The organism is Gluconacetobacter azotocaptans (assembly GCF_014174355.1).
In the GTDB taxonomy this organism is placed as follows: Bacteria; Pseudomonadota; Alphaproteobacteria; order Acetobacterales; family Acetobacteraceae; genus Gluconacetobacter; species Gluconacetobacter azotocaptans.
Genome location: NZ_JABEQF010000012.1, coordinates 1 through 17,312, shown reverse-complemented (window position 1 = coordinate 17,312; position 17,312 = coordinate 1). Strand labels below are relative to the sequence as shown.

Below are 17,312 nucleotides of genomic sequence, written 5' to 3'. Positions count from 1 at the left end.
TGACAGAGACAGTTCCGGCCCGGCGGCAGTAACAGGCCGCCCCTCGGACCGGACGAGAATCGGGACACGTCCAAGACATGAACGCGATCACCCTCCCTTCTTCAAATGCCTACAAGATCGTCGACCACGCCTATGACGTGGTCGTCGTCGGCGCCGGCGGATCGGGTCTGCGCGCCACGCTGGGCATGGGCGCCGCCGGCCTGAAGACCGCATGCGTCACCAAGGTTTTTCCCACACGCAGCCATACCGTCGCCGCCCAGGGCGGCATCGGCGCGTCCCTGGGTAACATGGCCGAGGATAACTGGCGCTGGCATATGTACGACACCGTCAAGGGGTCGGACTGGCTGGGCGACCAGGACGCCATCGAATATATGTGCCGCGAGGCGGTCCCCGCCGTGCAGGAACTGGAACATCTCGGCGTTCCGTTTTCGCGCACCGAAGACGGCCGCATCTACCAGCGTCCGTTCGGTGGCCACATGCGCAATTTCGGCGAGGCCCCAGTGCCCCGCGCCTGCGCCGCGGCCGACCGCACCGGCCATGCCATCCTGCATACGCTGTACCAGCAATGCCTGAAGCATAACGTCGAATTCTTCGTCGAATATTTCGCCATCGACCTTATCATGGACGACGAAGGCGCATGCCGCGGCGTGATGGCATGGTGCCTGGAAGACGGCACCATGCACCGCTTCCGCGCCCAGACCGTGGTGCTGGCGACCGGCGGCTACGGCCGCGCGTACCAGTCCTGCACCTCGGCCCATACCTGCACCGGCGACGGCGGCGGCATGGCGATGCGCGCAGGCGTGCCCACCCAGGACATGGAATTCGTGCAGTTCCATCCCACCGGCATCTATCCGGCCGGCTGCCTGCTGACCGAGGGCTGCCGCGGCGAGGGCGGATACCTGACCAATTCCGAGGGCGAGCGCTTCATGGAACGCTACGCGCCGACCGCCAAGGATCTGGCGTCGCGCGACGTGGTGTCGCGCTCCATGACCATCGAGATCAACGAAGGCCGGGGCTGTGGTCCGCACAAGGACTACATCATGATGCATCTGGAGCATCTGGGCGCCGAGCTGCTGCATGAACGCCTGCCCGGCATTTCCGAAACCGCGCGCATCTTCGCCGGCGTGGACGTGACCAAGGAACCGGTGCCCGTGCTGCCGACCGTGCATTACAACATGGGCGGCATTCCCACGAACTATCATGGCGAGGTCATCCGGCCGACGAAGGACGACGTCGACGCGGTGGTGCCCGGCCTGATGGCGGTCGGCGAGGCCGCGTGCGTGTCGGTCCATGGCGCCAACCGTCTGGGCACCAACTCGCTGCTGGATCTGGTGGTGTTCGGACGCGCCGCCGCCAAGCGCGCTGCCGAGATCATCAAGCCGGCCGAGACCATCGCGCCGCTGCCGCCCAAGGCCGGCGAGGCCGCGCTGGACCGGCTGGACAAGCTGCGCCACGCCAAGGGCGGCACCCACGTCGCGGCCATGCGCGAGACCCTGCAGCGCACGATGCAGAAGCACGCGGCCGTCTTCCGCAATACCAAGAGCCTTGCGGAAGGTGTCGAGAAGATCAAGGACATCTGGACCGGCGTGCCCGACCTGTCGATCGCGGACCGGTCGCTGATCTGGAACAGCGATCTGATGGAAGCGCTGGAGTTCGAGAACCTGCTGGCCAACGCCACCGTCACCATGGCGGGCGCCGACGCCCGGCACGAAAGCCGTGGCGCGCAGGCTCACGACGACTATCCCGATCGCGACGACAAGGAATGGATGAAGCACACGGTCGCCCATCTGGACGACAAGGGCGGCGTGGAACTGACCTATCGCCCCGTGCACATGAAGACCCTGACCGACGACGTTCAGGTCTTCCCCCCCAAGAAGCGCGTCTACTGAAACGAAACGGCGGAAAAGGGACGAGACGATGGTCGAATTCAGCCTGCCAAAGAACAGCACGGTCGGGAAGGGTCGGATCTTTCCGGCCGCCCCGGGTGCCAAGAACGTCAAGTCGTTCGGGATCTATCGCTGGAACCCGGACGATGGCGCCAACCCGGTCGTCGACACCTACGAGATCGATCTGGACAAGATCGGCCCGATGGTGCTGGACGCGCTGATCCACATCAAGAACGATGTCGATCCGACGCTGACCTTCCGGCGGTCCTGCCGCGAAGGCATCTGCGGGTCGTGCGCGATGAACATCGACGGCGAGAACACGCTGGCCTGCCTCAAGCCCATCAAGGACGTGAAGGCGGCGGTGGCGATCTACCCGCTGCCGCACATGCCGGTGGTGAAGGATCTGGTGCCCGACCTGAACGGCGCCTATGCCCAGCTGCGCTCGATCGAGCCGTGGATAAAGTCCGACACGGCCCCGCCGCCGGATTCCGAACGTCGCCAGAGCATCGAGGAACGGGCGAAGCTGGACGGCATGTGGGAATGCATCCTATGCTTCTGCTGCACGACCTCCTGCCCGTCGTACTGGTGGAACGGCGACCGCTATCTGGGGCCGGCCACCCTTCTGGCCGCCTATCGCTGGATCGCCGACAGCCGGGACGAGCACGCGGGCGAGCGCCTGGATGCGCTGGAGGATCCGCTGAAGCTGTATGCCTGCCGCACGATCATGAACTGCACCCAGACCTGCCCCAAGGGCCTGAACCCGGCGAAGGCCATCGCCCGGATCAAGGAACTGCAGCTGGAACGCAAGCTCTGATCGGCCAGTCCTGCGGCATAGATTGACGAACGGGGCGCCGGATGGGACACATCCGGCGCCCTTTTCGTTTTCCACCCCGTGCCCGAGGAACCAGAATCCGGTGTTCGACGGAACCGCAGCCTCGGCCGCCGATCGGCGGCGCGCCTGGATCGACAGCCTGTTTGTCGATCACGCGATCTTCCGTCTGCCATGGACCAATTTCGCCACCGTCGTCCCGGGCCGGGTCTATCGCTGCAATCACCCCACGCCGGCGCGGCTGGCGGCGGCCAAGCGGCGCTACGGGCTGCGGACGCTGGTCAATCTGCGCGGGCATCGCAAATGCGGGTCGGACGCCCTGTCGCGCGACGCGGCGGCGCGGATCGGCCTGACCCATCTGGACATGGCGTTCGAAAGCCGGGGCGCGCCCCATCGCGACCGCATCCTGCGGTTCGAGGCGATGTACCGCACGCTGGATTTTCCGATGCTGATGCATTGCAAGTCCGGCGCCGACCGCGCGGGCCTGGCCTCGGGCCTGGTCATCATGTTCGAAGGCGGGACGGCGGACCAGGCGCTGCGGCAATTGTCCTGGCGGTTCGGCCATTTCAACCGGTCGCGCACCGGCATTCTGGACGCCTTCTTCCTGCGCTATCGCGCCGAGGCCGAGGGACGCCTGCCCTTCATGGAGTGGGTGCGGACCGAATATGACGAAACCCGCCTGCGGGGCGATTTCGTGGCCGGACGCCTGGCGTCGTTCGTGACCGACCAGGTACTGCGGCGGGAATAGAAGGACCGGGCTCCGCCCGAACCCGGCAAGGGCCTAAGGCCCTGGCGGGTTCGGGCGGAGCCCGACCTTGTATCAGGCCTGCGGGGCCATGGTGCGTATCAGGTCGAGCACACGGCGGCGCACGGCCTGATCCTCGATGCGGTAATAGATCCGCACCAGTTCGATCGTCTCGCGCCGCGAAAACAGTGCCGCTTCGCTGGCTGGCAGGCCCGAGGTGGTGGCGCCGCCGAATGCTTCCTGCGCCTGGGCGAAGCCGGGCGTCGGCACGCCGCCTGCCGTCCGCCCGCCGGCGGGGCGCTCCAGCCCGTCGAAGAAGAAGCTGACCGGCACATCCAGCACGCCCGACAGTTCAAACAGGCGCGACGCGCTGACCCGGTTGACGCCGCGCTCGTATTTCTGGACCTGCTGGAACGTCAGCCCCACAGCATCGGCCAGCCGCTCCTGCGACAGGCCCATCAAAGTCCGGCGGAGGCGAATGCGACTACCGACATGGACGTCCACGGGGCTCGGACCCGCACTACTCTTTTCGGTCAAAAGCTCCGCCTGCCCTTCATACGCATCATGGCCGTTATAATGCTGAATTAACGATTGATTTACCATTGGGAGAGGGTCTCTGTAATTAACATTTTGGAAAGTTTTTCTTCGATAGGTACCGGCTCAGCGGATAAAAAATATTTTGAAACAATAGCTTGATGCATCGCCCGGCGCGCCCCGCAATTGCGAGGCGCTCTCACACATATCAGGATAGCAGGAAAATATGGCAGAATTCTGCGCGGACGATCGGATCGTCCGGCACGGCCGCGGTGGGGTCATACGATACAAGGGAAAATAGCCTCGGCCCCGGGCCGTGCCGCAGGCACGGCCTCGCTATCCTGTCGGACGGAAGCCGCTGGTCAGATGAAGATGCGCGTCAAAACGCTCTAGCGTGGACGGCGCGCGGCGCCCACGCGCCATGGCGCTGCGAGCAGGATGGCGCCCATCGCCAGCCCGAACGGAACCCAACGGCCGAACAGGCCGAAGATCGTTACGGGCAGTGTGCCTGTCAAAGGAACGACCAGCACCCCCTCGCGGTTCCATCCCAGACGCACGATTTCGTGACCATGGGCATCGAAGGCGGCGGAAATGCCGGTGTTGGCGGCGCGCGCGATGGGCATGCCTTCCTCGACCGCGCGGATACGGACGGCGGCCAGATGCTGGCGGGGACCGGCGGTGTTGCCGTACCAGCCGTCATTGGTGACGTTCACCAGCCAGTCCGGCCGATCGTGCCGGTCGACGACCTGACCGGAAAAAATAACTTCGTAGCAAATCAGCGGACCGACGGGGGCCACGCCGGGCAGATGCCAGGTCCGCAGTCCCACCCCCGGGGCCATGCCGTCGCCGGGCACCACGTGGAAGGGCAGGAAAGCGGGCTGGTATTCGCCGAACGGCACCAGATGCGCCTTGTCGTAGAGATCGGCCAGCCGGCCGTCGGGTTCGACCACCGCCATCACGCTGTTGCGCCAACGGTCGCTTTCGTCGCGGCGCATGCTGCCGATCACCCCGGCGCTCGCGCCGGCGCCGGCCCGCGCGATCATCTGCCGCGCCATATCGTCTTCCTGCAACAGGCCGGGAAAGGCGCTCTCGGGCCAGGCGAACACCACCGGCCGGCCCGATGCCGCCGGGCCCGCCAGCGCCTGGGCAACGCCCTGCCGTGTCAAGGCCAGGTAGCGCCGGAAGATGGCGATATCGTCTTCGCCCGAAATCTTCTGGGTTTCCGGCACGTTGCCCTGCACCAGCACCACCACCGGATTACGGCCCGCCGGAAGAGGCCGCAACACCAGCAACGCCCCGCCCAGAATCGCCCAGGCCAGCACCCCGCCGAGGGACAGCGCCACGCCCCGCCGCCCCGCCAGCGGCAGCAGCGCCAGCAGGACCGTGCCCAGGGTCAGGCCGTCCACCCCCACCCAGGCGGCGGGTTGGATCATCACGTCGCCGACCAGGCCGGGCAGTTCCCACCCGCTGCCCAGCGGATTCCACGGAAAGCCGCTGAAGATGAAGACCCGCGCCATGTCGAACAGGGTCCACAGCCCGGCGAGAGCCAGGCCGCGCCGCCAGCCGGCGGGCGCCAGACGGCACAGGGCGGCCGGGGCGGCGGCCATCGGCGCCAGGATCAGAGCGCAGCCCGGCGCCGCCAGCGGCACCAGCCACCAGAAGGTGTCCACCCGGACCAGGATCGCGTCGGTCAGCCAGTACAGCCCCGCCGTATGCAGGCCCAGCCCGAACATGAAGCCGCGCCGCGCGGCGTCCCGCCACGACCCGGCGCGGTCGATCGCCCGCATCAGCAGCGGGAAGCACAGGGCCAGGACGGGCAGCAGATCGACCGGCGGAAAGGCCAGCGCCGCCACCGCGCCCACCAGCAGCATCAGCAGGTCGGCCCGCCAGCCGTGACGGTCGGCCAGGCGTGCCGCCACCCCGCCCCAGGACAGGGGCGGACAGACGAACCCGCCGGCGGTGGTCCTAGTCGAGAGCGTCACGCAGCCGGCGTTCGTAATGGCGGTAATATTTGTCGGCCAGCAGTTCGCTTTTGACGATCACCGCAACGTCGGTGGTGTTGAACTGGTCGTCCACCACCGCGCCGTCCCCGACGAAGCCGCCCAGCCGCAGATAGCCCTTGATGAGGGGCGGCAGGCGCGCCAGGCAGCGCCGGTGATCGAGCCCGAGCGGATCGGTCCGCAGCATTTCCACCCGCCGGTCGGGCAGCGCACGCAGCCGCAGCGCCGGCGGCGCCAGGTGATTGTGATACAGGTAGGTCAGTTCGTCGCCCAGCGGTTCGGGGTCGGTCCCCGGCAGGCTGGCGCAGCCGAACAGCACGTCGATCCGGTGCAGGAAGATGTACGAGGCAATACCCCGCCACAGCAGCTGCATCGCCGCGCGCCCGCGATAGCGCGGATCGACGCAGGACCGCCCGACTTCCAGCAGCCGTCCGGGAAAGTCGGTCAGGGGCGAGATGTCGTACTCGCCCGACGTATAGAACCGACCGACCTTCTGAGCCATGTCGCCCTGCAGCAGGCGGTAGGTGCCCACCACACCCTTTGCCCCCGACGAGATCGCATGGTCGATCACCAGAAGATGGTCGGCGACCTCGTCGAACGCATCAACGTCGCGGCGCAGACGCAAGGTGCGTTCGTCGGGGCGGGCGCCCATTTCCTCGTAGAACACGCGATAGCGCAGGGCCTGGGCGGCGTCGCGCTCGGCCTCGGTGGCGGCGATACGCACGCCCAGGTTGCCCCCCCGCAGTTCGGGAAAGCCGTTTCGTTGGAGTTCCAGCGTCGACAGGGACTGGATCGATTTCTCGATGCTCACCGCCGTAGTCCATTCTTGCTGTCGGCCGCCTGCAGCCCGGCCCCGTCGTCGGCGGCGACCGGCGCCGGCTTCCGGCGCGCGAACAGTTCCAGCCGGTGGGACACCAGGTCGAAGCCCAGGCGCTCGGCGATGCGGTGCATCAGCGCGGCGTGCTCGGCATCCTCGAATTCGACGACCTTGCCGGTGTCGACGTCGATCAGATGGTAATGGTCGCCTTCCTCGGTCGCTTCGTAGCGCGCGCGGCCGCCGCCGAAATCCCGGCGTTCCAGGATTCCCTTTTCTTCCAGCAGGCGCACAGTGCGATAGACGGTCGCGACCGAGATCCGGGAATCCAGGGTGGCCGCGCGGCGGTACAGTTCCTCCACGTCGGGATGGTCCGCCGCCTCGGACAGGACGCGTGCGATCACGCGCCGCTGGCCCGTCATCTTGAGGCCCCGCTCGATGCACATGCGCCCGATGCGCGATTCCATTGCGTCGCCGGCCGCTACCATGTGAGCGGGCCTGGCCGAACATCAGTCGTATGGTGCAACGAAGCTATCGCCTCCCCTCGATAGGGCCTTGCCGTCATCGGGCCACTCTTCTTCATTCCTCGCGCTTCGTGCCCAGTCCGATTTTCCGCGCCAGGGATGACCGATGGCTGGCGTAGTTCGGCGCAACCATCGGATAGTCGTGCGGCAGGCCCCACCGCTCCCGATACTCGTCCGGGGTCAGGTTATAGGCTGTTTTCAGGTGCCGCTTCAACATTTTCAGCTTCTTGCCATCTTCCAGGCAAACGATGTAATCGGGGAACACCGATTTCTTGGCCGGCACCGCCGGCACGGGCCGTTCCGGCTCGGGCGCCACCCGCCCCACGCTGTCCAGCGTCGCGTAGGTTTTCTGGATCAGGCCCGGCACCGCCGATGCCTCCAGTACATTTCCCGAGACATAGGCCGCGACAATCTGCGCCGTCAGTTCCCGCAGACCGCCAATACCCGTTTCGTTGGCCATCACCACAATCCCGCCAGTAAAACAAACCCCGTCCGTATATAATTGAACCCGGTGCGCCCGCAACCGCATCCGGGCAGGAGACACCACAACATGATCGATACTGAACCGGGCGCCGTGGATATCGTTACGATAGACATCACCGGCGACGTCTGCCCCATGACCTTCGTACGGACCCGCCTGGCCCTGGACCGGCTGCCGTCCGAAGGGCGGCTGCGCGTGCGGCTGCGCGGGGCGGTGCCGCTGGACAACGTCACGCGCAGCGCCCGGCAACTGGGCCACAGCGTGACGCGGCTGCCGGATGCCGGCGACGACGTGCATGAGATCCTGATCGTCAAGGCGGCAAGGGACGTTGCCCCGCGCCCAGGCTAACGTTCCGGGTCGTCCAGCGCCGCCGCCAGGACAAAGGCATCCGACCCGTCGGCGTAATAGGCCCGGCGGCGTCCGGCCTCGGCGAAGCCGGCGGCCCGGTACAAGGCACGGGCGGCCGCATTCCCCGCCGAGACCTCCAGAAACAGGCGGCGGGCGCCATGCGACGCGGCCTCGGTGCGCAGCCAGGCCAGCAGGGCGTGGCCCAGCCCCTGGCGGCGCGCCCCTTCCCTTACCGCAAGGGTCAGGATTTCGGCCTCGTCCGCCGCGACCCGGCCTATGACGAAGCCGCCCGGCACCTCCGCCCCCGCTTCTTCCGCCCCGCACCGCGCCACGCCGGCGAAGGTGCCGGGCATGGCCAGCAACACCTCCATCGCCGCGGCGTCCCAGCGCTCGCCGGGCGGGAAGGCCTCGGCATGCAGCGCCGCCAGCAGGGCGCCGGCCTGCGGGCCGGCGAGGACGACCCGGGGCAGACTCAACCGGGGCGGGGTCATCAGCGGGGGGCCGGACGCAGGCCGGCGGCGGGCAACTTGGCCTCGGGCGGATCGACATACAGCGGCAGCGCCTCGCGCACCGGCGTGCCGCCCGCGCGCGCGGCCAGAGCCGCGCCGGCGATCATCGCGGCGTCCGGGACCGTCCAGTGCGACAGGGCGATATCGTCCCGCCCGGCACCCCGTGCGGCCCGGATATCGGATGCGGCGTCCCCGGCCAGCAGCAGCGGGCCGTCCGGCAGCAGCAGGCTATCTACCGCCGCGGCCCGGACCTGGCCGTCCTGTTCGATGAAAACACGTCCGCGACGTGCCGCCGACAGGCACAGCACCGCGCGGCCCTCCCCGGCCTCGGCGCGCAGGGTGGGGGCAAGGGCATCGCCCGTCGTCACGCCGACGACCGGGCACCCTGTCCCCAGCGCCAGCCCGTGCGCCAGCGCCAGCGTCGCCCGCAGGCCGGTGAAGGACCCCGGCCCGACCACCGCCGCGATCAGATCCAGCGCGTCGGGCCGCCAGCCGCATTCGGCCAGCAGGGCGGCGCAACGGGCGGGCATCGCCTCGGCCCCGCCCCGGCCGGGCAGGTCCAGCACCCGTACCGGCCGCGCCTCGCCATCGGCCACGGTGACGCAGGCCAGCAGGGCCGACCCGGCAGCCCCCGCCGGGGCGCCGTTGAGAACGAGGATCCGCATTCCAGGGGGCCTACAGCAGCAGGCAGGCTTCGTCGAAGGTCAGGCGCGGCGCGCGCGGCAACGCCGGCGGCCCGTCCGCATAGCCCAGGCTGACCAGGAAATTGGCCCGCCAGCCCTGGCCGGCCAGGAACGAATCTTCGACCGCATAGGCATCGAAGCCCGAGATCGGCAGCACGTCCAGGCCCAGCGCCCGCGCCGCCAGGATCAGGTAGCCGCCCTGCAGCGTGCCGTTGCGAAAGGCGGTTTCCTCGGCCAGGCCGACATCGGCAGCAAACCACGAGCGCAGGCCGGGTTCGGGATTCAGCACGCCCAGCCGGTCGAAGAACAGCGGGTCATGGGCGACGATGACCGTCACCGGCGCGGACAGCACCTTGTCCACATTGCCGTCGGACAGGGCGGCGCGCAGCCGTTCGCGATTATCCTCCGTCCGCAGGAACACGAACCGGGCGGGCGAGCAATTGCCCGACGTCGGGCCCAGCCGCACCAGATCGTACAATTGCCGCAGCGTGTCGTCCGACACCGGCGTATCACGCCACGCCTGGGGCGTGCGCGCCGTGCGGAACAGCAGGTCCAGCCCCGCCTCGTCCAGGCTCATCTTGTCTTCCTCTTCTGCCGTCAGGCGTCCACCTGCTCGACCGAGACCACTTCGGGCACATAATGGCGCAACATGTTCTCCACGCCATGCTTCAATGTCGCGCGCGAGGACGGGCAACCCGAGCACGCGCCCTGCATCGTCAGGCGCACGATCCCGTCACGATAGCCCCGGAACACGATGTCGCCGCCGTCACCCGCCACCGCCGGGCGAACCCGCGTGTCCAGCAGTTCCTTGATCTGGCGAACGATTTCCTCGTCCTCCGGCGCAATGACTTCCTCATCCACCGCGGCATCGGCCTCGACCGCCGGCAGGCCGGAGACGAAGAAATCGACCAAGATGGACAGGATCTGCGGCTTCAGCACCGCCCAGTCGGCCGCGTCATCCTTGGTCACGGCCACGAAATCGCCGCCCAGGAAGATGCGGGCGACGCCGGGCTGGTTGAAGACCGCGTCGGCCAGCTTCGACCGACCGGCCACCGAATCGGGGCTGATGAAGTCCGCCGTGGTGCGGCCGGGCATGACCTCGCGCCCCGGCAGGAACTTCAGGGTCGCGGGATTGGGGGTGTCTTCGGTTTCGATGAACATCGGGGGCCTCGTCCAGCCTGGTCAGGGGAAAGCGGACTGTACCAGTCCGGTTATTGTCCAGATGTGCCAAGAAGCCGGCCGAAACAAGCCCCTTCGTTGCATGGGAGGGACAAGCCAGCCGACCGCCCGCGTCCGGAAGGCGGGCGTGGACCATGCGAATATCCGGGCAAATGTTTGAGAAATGTCATGGCGAAATGTCGTGCACGCAGGTGATATACGTTGACATATCCTGCCCCGCTCTGGCCTTGCATGGACGGTCGTCCGACCGGCGCATGCGCGCCAGACCGGGGTGCCCACCCCATCGTTTCCGTGTTTCCGAGGCACTGTCCGCCGATGCGTTTCCCTCCACACCAAAGCCCGTCCCACCCCACCCGCCGGACCGGTTGGCCGATGGCGGCCTGTGCCGGCGTGGCCATCCTGGCCGCCGGCCCCGCCCACGCCGCGCGCCTGGCCTTCGTGCTGAATTCCGCAGACGCCACCATCGACGAGTACGACATCGACAGCCACCAGCAGGTGCGCCGGGTGTCGGTACTGCGCGAACCGCATCACACGGCGCCGACACCGGACGGCAAATACCTGCTGGTCGGCGACACGTCGGGCAACATGCTGTTCTTCCTCGACGCCGTGACGGGCGAGCGGGTGCGGCAGATCCCGATGGCCGACCCGTACCAGCTGCAATTCAGCCCGAACGGCAAATATTTCACCATCGCCGGCCTGGCCCGCAATCAGGTCGATATCTACGACGCGTCGGACTATCACCTGCTGTATCGCCTGCATGTCGACGCGATGCCCAGCCATATGAATTATGCGCCCGATTCCTCGGTCGTCTATGTCAGCCTGCAGGACAGCGGGAAGCTGACGGCGATCGAGACCGCGACCGGCAAGGTGCTCTGGACCTCCGACGTGGGGTCCACCCCCGCCGGCGTGCTGTGGCACAACGACCAGATCCTGGTGGGCGTGATGGGCACCAATTACGTCGCCGTCGTCGATCCGGCGGACGGGCACGTCGAACGCAAGATCGAGATGGCGCCCGGGCCGCACAATCTGTTCGTGTCACCCGACAACAAGCGCCTGTTCGTGACCTGCCGCGCTTCGGGCATCATCGAACGGCTGGATTGGGACAGCCTGAACGTCGTGCAGTCCTATCACGTGGCGGGCGGGCCGGACGATATCGTCTTCGCCCCGGACGGCAAGATGTGGGCCACCCTGCGGTGGCGGCAGCATGTCGCGATCATCGACCCGACCAGTGGCGAGGTGGTCGACACCATCCGCACCGGCCGGTCGCCGCACGGCATCTGGCTGAACACCAACGAGCCGACTCTTCATTTGTCGATGGCCGACCGCCCTGCCTTGCCCACGCCCTGATGACCCACGCCCTGGGCAGGCAGGCGCGGCAGGGCGATCTCGGCCCGCAACCCGCCTTCGGGCCGATTCTGCAAGACGAATTGCCCGCCTTCGCGTGCGACTTCGCGGCTGACGATGGCCAGCCCCAGCCCCAGCCCGCCCGTCGCGCGCGAGCGTGAGCCCTCGACCCGGTAGAACGGGGTCGTCACCCGCGACAATTCGGCCTCGGGCAGACCAGGGCCATCGTCCTCGACCCGGACGCGCAGCCAGTCGGCATCCATCGCAAGCCCGATCCGCGCCGCCCCGCCATAGTTGACGGCATTGTCGATCAGATTGCCGAAGACCCGCTTCATCGCCAGCGGCCGGACGCGCACCGACGCATGGCCCGGCCCGTCGTAGCGCACGTCGCGCCCCTGATCGGCCGCGTCGTCGGCCAGGGTCGCCAGGATCGACGCCACGTCGACCGGGCGCGCCGGTTCGGGATCGTTTTCGCCGGACAGGTAGGCCAGGACGCCGCCCACCATGGCTTCCATCTCGGCGACGTCGCCCTCGATCGCGGCCTGCAGTTCCGAATCCTCCAGAAAGCCCGCCCGCAGGCGCAGGCGCGCCAGCGGCGTCCGCAGATCGTGGGACACGGCGGCCAGGGCCTCGGTCCGGTCGGCGATCAGCCGGCGGATACGGTCCTGCATGGCGTTGATCGCCCGGGCCAGGTACCGGACCTCGCGCGGGCCCTTTTCCTCGACCGGAATCCACTGGCCCGAGCCGACGCCGTCCGCCACGTCGGCCAGGGCCCGCAGCGGCATGCTGAGGGTGCGGACCAGCATGCCCGTGGCCAGCAGCACCGCCCCGGCCAGCACCGCTGCCGAGGCGACGCCCCGTGTCATATGATGGGGTTGCAGAATATCGGGCGCGACGAAGCCGATGCGGCTGCCGTCCGGCAGGCGCAGGATGCCGCGAATATCGGCTGTACCGATACTGGTCGGCGACAGGTCCAGCACGTTGCCCTGCAGGATTTCGTGCGTGCCGGCCAGACGCCGATGCAGGTCGCGCAGGCTGGGCGGTGCAGGACGGGGCGACCGGTCCGCCTCGGGCGCGCGCCAGTCGATCGACAGGTCGCCGGTCGAAAGCATGACGGCCAGGATCGGCCGCTGCGACACCGGCGTCGCCGCCAGCACGCGCGCGTCGATGGCCAGACGTTCGCCGATCTGTTCCAACTGGGTGTCGTCGACGGTGTAGGTCTCGGCTTCCTCGAAAAAGACCGAGCTGCCGACGAAGACCAGGGCGATGGCGGCCAGCAGCACGAACATCACCCGCCCGACCAGCCCGCGCGGCCACAGCGTGATCCGCCGTGCCGGATGCTGCGCGCCGCCCCCCCATCCCAACGCGGCCATGCCGGTCAGAGGCGTTCCACCGGCGCCGTGAAGATATAGCCCAGGCCCCGGACAGTACGGATCAGCGTATCCGATTCTTCCCCCAGCTTGCGCCGCAGACGGCTGACCAGCACGTCCACGCTGCGATCGGACACCTCGCCCAGCCGGGTCCGCGACAGTTCCAGCAGCCGGTCGCGCCCGATCACCCGCTGCGGATTATCGAGGAAACTGGCCAGCAGATCATGCTCGGCCCCCGAAATTTCGACCACAGACCCCGAAGGATCGGTCAGTTCACGCCGACGCAGATCCAGCGTCCAGCCGGCGAATTTCAGGGTCTCGCGCCGGGGCGTGCCGGGGGTGCCGGTCGTCGTGCCCCCTACGCCGCGCCGCAAGACGGCGCGCACCCGCGCCAGCAGTTCCTTCTGGCCGAACGGCTTGGCGACGTAATCGTCGGCCCCCAGTTCCAGCCCCAGGACGCGATCCAGTTCCTCGCCCCGGGCCGAGACCATGATGACCGGCGTCTGGGTGTCGGGCGTCGGCACGCCGTTGGCGCCGAACCCGCCCCGCCGCAGCATGCGGCAGAGGTCCAGGCCGTTGGTGCCTGGCAACATCACATCAAGGACGATCAGGTCGGCCGGCGAGGCCTCCAGCGCCGACCACATCTCGCGCCCGTCCTGGACCCCACGCACGCGGTAGCCATCGCCCTGGAGCACACGGACCAGCAGCGTGCGCATGCCTGGATCGTCCTCGACGACCAGAATGCGGGCGGGAAGATCGGCATCGGAGGGCAGTTGGGTCATTGTCACGGGGGCGTCGACACTCTGCAAAACTGATGGGGCACCCACGATAGCGCAAAAATGCGGCGTGCGGAATGGATCACCCGTACACGACAAGGGCCGGGTGGATCGCTCCACCCGGCCCTTGCGCCGTGCCTGCCCGAAACGGGGAAGCCCCGTATCGGCGCCTGCGTATCAGTGCTTGGCGGCCGTCGTCAGCTTCAGGATCCAAAGCTGCGCGATATCCCGCGCGCCGTTGTCCCCATCCACCGTCTTCAGCGTCGCGATCGCGTCGGCATTGCGGCCGGCCGCCACCTGGGCCAGGCCCAGATGCAGTTTCGCGATATTCACGTCCAGCGGACCCTTGGCGATGCCCTGCTGCATCAGCGCCAGTCCCTTGTCGGCCTGGCCGAAGGTCACGTAATTGTAGCCCACGGTCAGCAGGTCGTTGCCGCTGGGTGCCTTGAGGGCCGCGGCCTCGTCGGCGGCGATGGAGGCCTTCTTGTCGGCCACCGTCTTCACCACCAGCGCCTTCAGCCGTGCCTGGCGCGCCGCGCCGGCATCCTTGCCCAGCACGCCGTTGGCGTATCCGGCATTCATCAGGTCCAGCGCCAGTTGCGGCAGGCCGGCCTGCATCGCCAGTTCCGTCATATCCATGAAATCGGCCGGCGCCGTCAGAACGCCCGCCCCCAGGCGGATGCGATAGACGTCGAGCTGCAGGCCGGGCGGAATGCGCGGATTGACGATCAGCCCATGGATGATCAGGGCCCAGTATTCCGGCTTGGGATAGGCGCTGACCAGTTGCACGTACGTGTGGTTCAGGCCCGACTGGTCCTTCAGCTGCGTCTGACAGGCCGCCAGAAGCTGGAACTGGGATTCCGCCGGCACCTTGCCCGCCTTGAGTTCGGCGTCGATCTGGGCCTGCTGGACCCGGGCCGCGTTCTTGAAATCCTGCTGCAGGTAATAGGACTGGATCAGCAGCGTTTCCATGGCGGGGTTGCTGCCGGCGGCCTTGAGGTAGCGTTCGATCCCCGTTACGGCGCGGGGATAATCCTTCGCCGTGTAGGCCATGGTGGCCTGGGCCATCATCATCTGCAGCTTCGCGTCGCGCGGCGTGCGGCTGGATGCGATCAGCTTGTCATAGGCCGCGCTGGCGGCCGCCACGTCGCCGGACTGCGCCGCGACGGCGGCGCGCATCTGGTTGATGGTATAATCCTCGTAGTCGCTCTTGCCGGGGACGGCGGCGGCGGCGTTCACCGCGCTCATGGCCTTGGCGTAATCGTGCGCCGCGAGGGCGGACTGGGCCTGCTGCAACGGCTTGCCGACCTTGACGGACAGCGTATCCGCGGCAAGCGCGGGCCGAACGGCGGAAACCGAGAGAGGGAGTGCAACCATCGCGCCGGCAAACAGACCGGCGCGGAACAGACGGGACGACATCAGCTCATTGTCCTTCCATGAACTGATCCTGACCTACGATACCCAGCTTGGTGATGCCAAGCCTCTGGGCGTCCGCAAGGACATGCGCCACGGTCTTGTAGTCGGCCAGGCGGTTCGGATGGATGTGCATTTCGGGCTGGTCGGGTTCGGCGGCCGCGGCGGTGAAATGCGCCTGCAGCGAGGCCTCGTCGCCCACCGGTTCGCCATTCCAGCTGATGCTGTTGTCGAAATCGATGGCGACCGTCACGACCTTCGGCACCTCGGTCGACGGCGGCGGATTGCCCTGCGGCAGATCCAGCGCGACCGAATGGGTCTGCAGCGGAATCGTGATGATCAGCATGATCAGCAACACCAGCATGACGTCGATCAACGGCGTCGTGTTGATGTCGACCATGCCTTCGTCTTCAGTGGTGCCTTCGGAGCCGACATTCATGCCCATGGCGGTGTACTCTCTAAAAAACGCGGGTCAGCGGACCGGCGCCGCCGTCCAACCGGATGGTCGGAACGCGGCGCCGGTGCTGGCGCCCAGATGTGATGCCCGGAATCCCCGGCTCCGGAAAGCGGAACCGGGCACCCTGTCGTTCAGTCGGAGTGGGGCTGCTCTGTAATGAAATCGACGTGGTAGATCCCGGCCTCCTGGCAGGTCGCAACCACCCGACCCACCGATTCGTAACGCGACTTGGCGTCACCACGGACCTGGATCTGGGGCTGCGGCTTGATCACGGCGACCTTCTCCAGCCGATCCAGAAGATCGGCATGGCCCTTGATCGGCACTTCGTTCCAGTAAACCTGTCCGTTCTCCGTCACTGCCAGGACCACGTTCCCGGGCTTGGTCTGGGTTGGCTGGTTCGCGTCCCGCGGCAGGTTCACCTTCACGGTATGCGTCGCGACTGGGATGGTGATCAGGAAGATGATCAGCAGCACCAGCATGACGTCGACAAGCGGAGTGGTGTTGATGGCGGACACCACCTCGTCTTCATCGCCGCCGCCTCCGACTTGCATCGCCATGTTCAGGCAACCCGGTTGGAGGTCGTCGTGGTGGTCGGCGAGCTATCGGGACGCACCACGATGTCCGGCGTCACGCCATGACGGAAGCCACCCAGCAGGATCGACTGCAGGTCGGCGGCGAAGTTGCGGACCTTGTCCATCGCGCCCTTGTTGCGGCGAACCAGCAGGTTGTAGCCCAGCACGGCCGGAACGGCGGTGCCCAGACCGATGGCGGTCATGATCAGCGATTCACCGACCGGGCCGGCAACCTTGTCGATCGACGCCTGGCCGGCGATGCCGATGGCGGTCAGGGCGTGATAGATGCCCCAGACGGTGCCGAACAGACCGACGAACGGCGAGGTGGAGCCGACGGTGCCCAGGAACGCCAGGCCGCCCTGCATGCGGTTCTGGATGGTGTCAACCGCGCGCTGGATCGACATGGACGTCCAGCTGTGCAGGTCGATCGATTCCTGCATCGTGCCTTCATGATGTTCGGCGGCGACGATGCCGGTATCGGCGATATAGCGGAACGGCGAGGACGGCTTCAGGGCGGCGGCGCCTTCCTGGATGGACGACTTCGTCCAGAACGTGTTGGCCGCTTCCTTGGCGGCGGAGAACATGCGCGCCTGCTCGAAGAACTTGGTGATCATGATGTACCAGGTGCCCAGCGACATCACGACCATGATCAGCAGAACGCCACGGGCGATGATGTCGCCGTTGCGCCACAGGGCGTCGAGGCCGTACGGGTTGCCGACCGGCTTGGCGGGGGCGGCGTCTTCGACCGGCGGGGCGGCCGGGGCCGGAGCGGCGGCATCGGGCGCCGGGGCCGGAGCGGACCCATCCGGCGCGGGCGCGGCCGGGGCGGCGGGGGCCGCGGCGTCGGG

At 67.6% G+C, this 17,312-nt stretch carries 20 protein-coding genes; 5 read left to right on the top strand and 15 right to left on the bottom strand.

What is annotated here, in order from left to right; genetic code table 11:
- Positions 1-77 precede the first annotated feature (77 nt).
- From sdhA to HLH34_RS14080, 3 genes are all read left to right on the top strand, one after another.
- Complete coding sequence (gene sdhA / locus HLH34_RS14090) at positions 78-1,889, top strand: succinate dehydrogenase flavoprotein subunit (protein WP_183120218.1); 1,812 nt, start codon at positions 78-80, stop codon at positions 1,887-1,889.
- A gap of 28 nt (positions 1,890-1,917) precedes the next feature.
- Positions 1,918-2,700, top strand: coding sequence for a succinate dehydrogenase iron-sulfur subunit (locus HLH34_RS14085; protein ID WP_183120217.1), 783 nt, complete (start codon positions 1,918-1,920; stop codon positions 2,698-2,700).
- 100 nt (positions 2,701-2,800) lie between these two features.
- Entirely contained in the window at positions 2,801-3,463 is a 663-nt protein-coding gene (locus HLH34_RS14080; RefSeq protein WP_183120216.1) for a protein-tyrosine phosphatase family protein, read from the top strand.
- Positions 3,464-3,535: 72 nt separating this feature from the next.
- Here HLH34_RS14080 and HLH34_RS14075 read toward each other — a convergent pair whose 3' ends face one another.
- From HLH34_RS14075 to HLH34_RS14055, 5 genes are all read right to left on the bottom strand, one after another.
- Positions 3,536-4,063, bottom strand: a complete 528-nt coding sequence (locus HLH34_RS14075) for a helix-turn-helix domain-containing protein (RefSeq protein ID WP_183120215.1) — start codon at positions 4,061-4,063, stop codon at positions 3,536-3,538.
- A gap of 320 nt (positions 4,064-4,383) precedes the next feature.
- Entirely contained in the window at positions 4,384-5,865 is a 1,482-nt protein-coding gene (lnt, locus tag HLH34_RS14070) for an apolipoprotein N-acyltransferase (protein ID WP_183120280.1), read from the bottom strand.
- A gap of 94 nt (positions 5,866-5,959) precedes the next feature.
- Positions 5,960-6,805 carry a GNAT family N-acetyltransferase gene (locus HLH34_RS14065; RefSeq protein WP_183120214.1) on the bottom strand — a complete coding sequence of 282 codons (846 nt, stop codon included), beginning with the start codon at positions 6,803-6,805 and terminating at the stop codon, positions 5,960-5,962.
- Positions 6,802-7,275, bottom strand: coding sequence for a Fur family transcriptional regulator (locus HLH34_RS14060; RefSeq protein ID WP_183120279.1), 474 nt, complete (start codon positions 7,273-7,275; stop codon positions 6,802-6,804). Before HLH34_RS14060 ends, HLH34_RS14065 begins: the two co-directional genes overlap by 4 nt.
- Before the next feature lie 112 nt (positions 7,276-7,387).
- A complete protein-coding gene (locus tag HLH34_RS14055) occupies positions 7,388-7,792 on the bottom strand; it encodes a MucR family transcriptional regulator (RefSeq protein WP_183120213.1) in 405 nt (134 codons plus the stop codon).
- Between the two features lie 90 nt (positions 7,793-7,882).
- Between HLH34_RS14055 and HLH34_RS14050 the strand changes: the two genes are divergently transcribed.
- Entirely contained in the window at positions 7,883-8,161 is a 279-nt protein-coding gene (locus tag HLH34_RS14050) for a sulfurtransferase TusA family protein (protein WP_183120212.1), read from the top strand.
- Here HLH34_RS14050 and HLH34_RS14045 read toward each other — a convergent pair.
- Genes HLH34_RS14045 through HLH34_RS14030 form a run of 4 tightly spaced genes read right to left on the bottom strand, consistent with a single transcriptional unit; the run spans position 8,158 to position 10,514 of the window.
- On the bottom strand, positions 8,158-8,637 hold the full coding sequence (locus tag HLH34_RS14045; RefSeq protein WP_244959971.1) for a GNAT family N-acetyltransferase: 480 nt from the start codon (positions 8,635-8,637) through the stop codon (positions 8,158-8,160). The genes HLH34_RS14050 and HLH34_RS14045 overlap by 4 nt on opposite strands.
- A gap of 14 nt (positions 8,638-8,651) precedes the next feature.
- Positions 8,652-9,335 carry a tRNA (adenosine(37)-N6)-threonylcarbamoyltransferase complex dimerization subunit type 1 TsaB gene (tsaB, locus tag HLH34_RS14040; protein ID WP_183120210.1) on the bottom strand — a complete coding sequence of 228 codons (684 nt, stop codon included), beginning with the start codon at positions 9,333-9,335 and terminating at the stop codon, positions 8,652-8,654.
- 10 nt (positions 9,336-9,345) lie between these two features.
- Positions 9,346-9,930, bottom strand: coding sequence for a malonic semialdehyde reductase (locus tag HLH34_RS14035; protein ID WP_183120209.1), 585 nt, complete (start codon positions 9,928-9,930; stop codon positions 9,346-9,348).
- A 20-nt stretch (positions 9,931-9,950) separates the two neighbouring features.
- Positions 9,951-10,514, bottom strand: coding sequence for a NifU family protein (locus HLH34_RS14030; protein WP_183120208.1), 564 nt, complete (start codon positions 10,512-10,514; stop codon positions 9,951-9,953).
- Positions 10,515-10,904: 390 nt separating this feature from the next.
- Here HLH34_RS14030 and HLH34_RS14025 point away from each other — a divergent pair, with 390 nt between their 5' ends.
- Positions 10,905-11,879, top strand: a complete 975-nt coding sequence (locus HLH34_RS14025) for a YncE family protein (RefSeq protein WP_244959969.1) — start codon at positions 10,905-10,907, stop codon at positions 11,877-11,879.
- Here the strand turns inward: HLH34_RS14025 and HLH34_RS14020 are convergent.
- The 6 genes from HLH34_RS14020 to HLH34_RS13995 all read right to left on the bottom strand — a co-directional run.
- Positions 11,837-13,249 carry an ATP-binding protein gene (locus HLH34_RS14020; RefSeq protein WP_183120206.1) on the bottom strand — a complete coding sequence of 471 codons (1,413 nt, stop codon included), beginning with the start codon at positions 13,247-13,249 and terminating at the stop codon, positions 11,837-11,839. The two genes, HLH34_RS14025 and HLH34_RS14020, sit on opposite strands and share 43 nt — an antisense overlap.
- Positions 13,250-13,254: 5 nt before the next feature.
- Positions 13,255-14,028: a response regulator gene (locus HLH34_RS14015; RefSeq protein ID WP_183120205.1), complete on the bottom strand. Its 774-nt coding sequence runs from the start codon at positions 14,026-14,028 to the stop codon at positions 13,255-13,257.
- Between the two features lie 171 nt (positions 14,029-14,199).
- Positions 14,200-15,399 (bottom strand): tetratricopeptide repeat protein, encoded by a 1,200-nt coding sequence (locus HLH34_RS14010; RefSeq protein ID WP_183120278.1) that lies wholly within the window; start codon positions 15,397-15,399, stop codon positions 14,200-14,202.
- 46 nt (positions 15,400-15,445) lie between these two features.
- The gene (locus HLH34_RS14005; RefSeq protein WP_182940648.1) at positions 15,446-15,880 is read right to left on the bottom strand and encodes an ExbD/TolR family protein; all 435 of its coding nucleotides are present in this window, start codon (positions 15,878-15,880) and stop codon (positions 15,446-15,448) included.
- Positions 15,881-16,023: 143 nt separating this feature from the next.
- Positions 16,024-16,449, bottom strand: a complete 426-nt coding sequence (locus tag HLH34_RS14000; protein ID WP_183120204.1) for an ExbD/TolR family protein — start codon at positions 16,447-16,449, stop codon at positions 16,024-16,026.
- A gap of 2 nt (positions 16,450-16,451) precedes the next feature.
- Positions 16,452-17,312, bottom strand: an 861-nt coding sequence (locus tag HLH34_RS13995; RefSeq protein ID WP_183120203.1) for a MotA/TolQ/ExbB proton channel family protein, incomplete at its 5' end; no start/stop codon positions are given.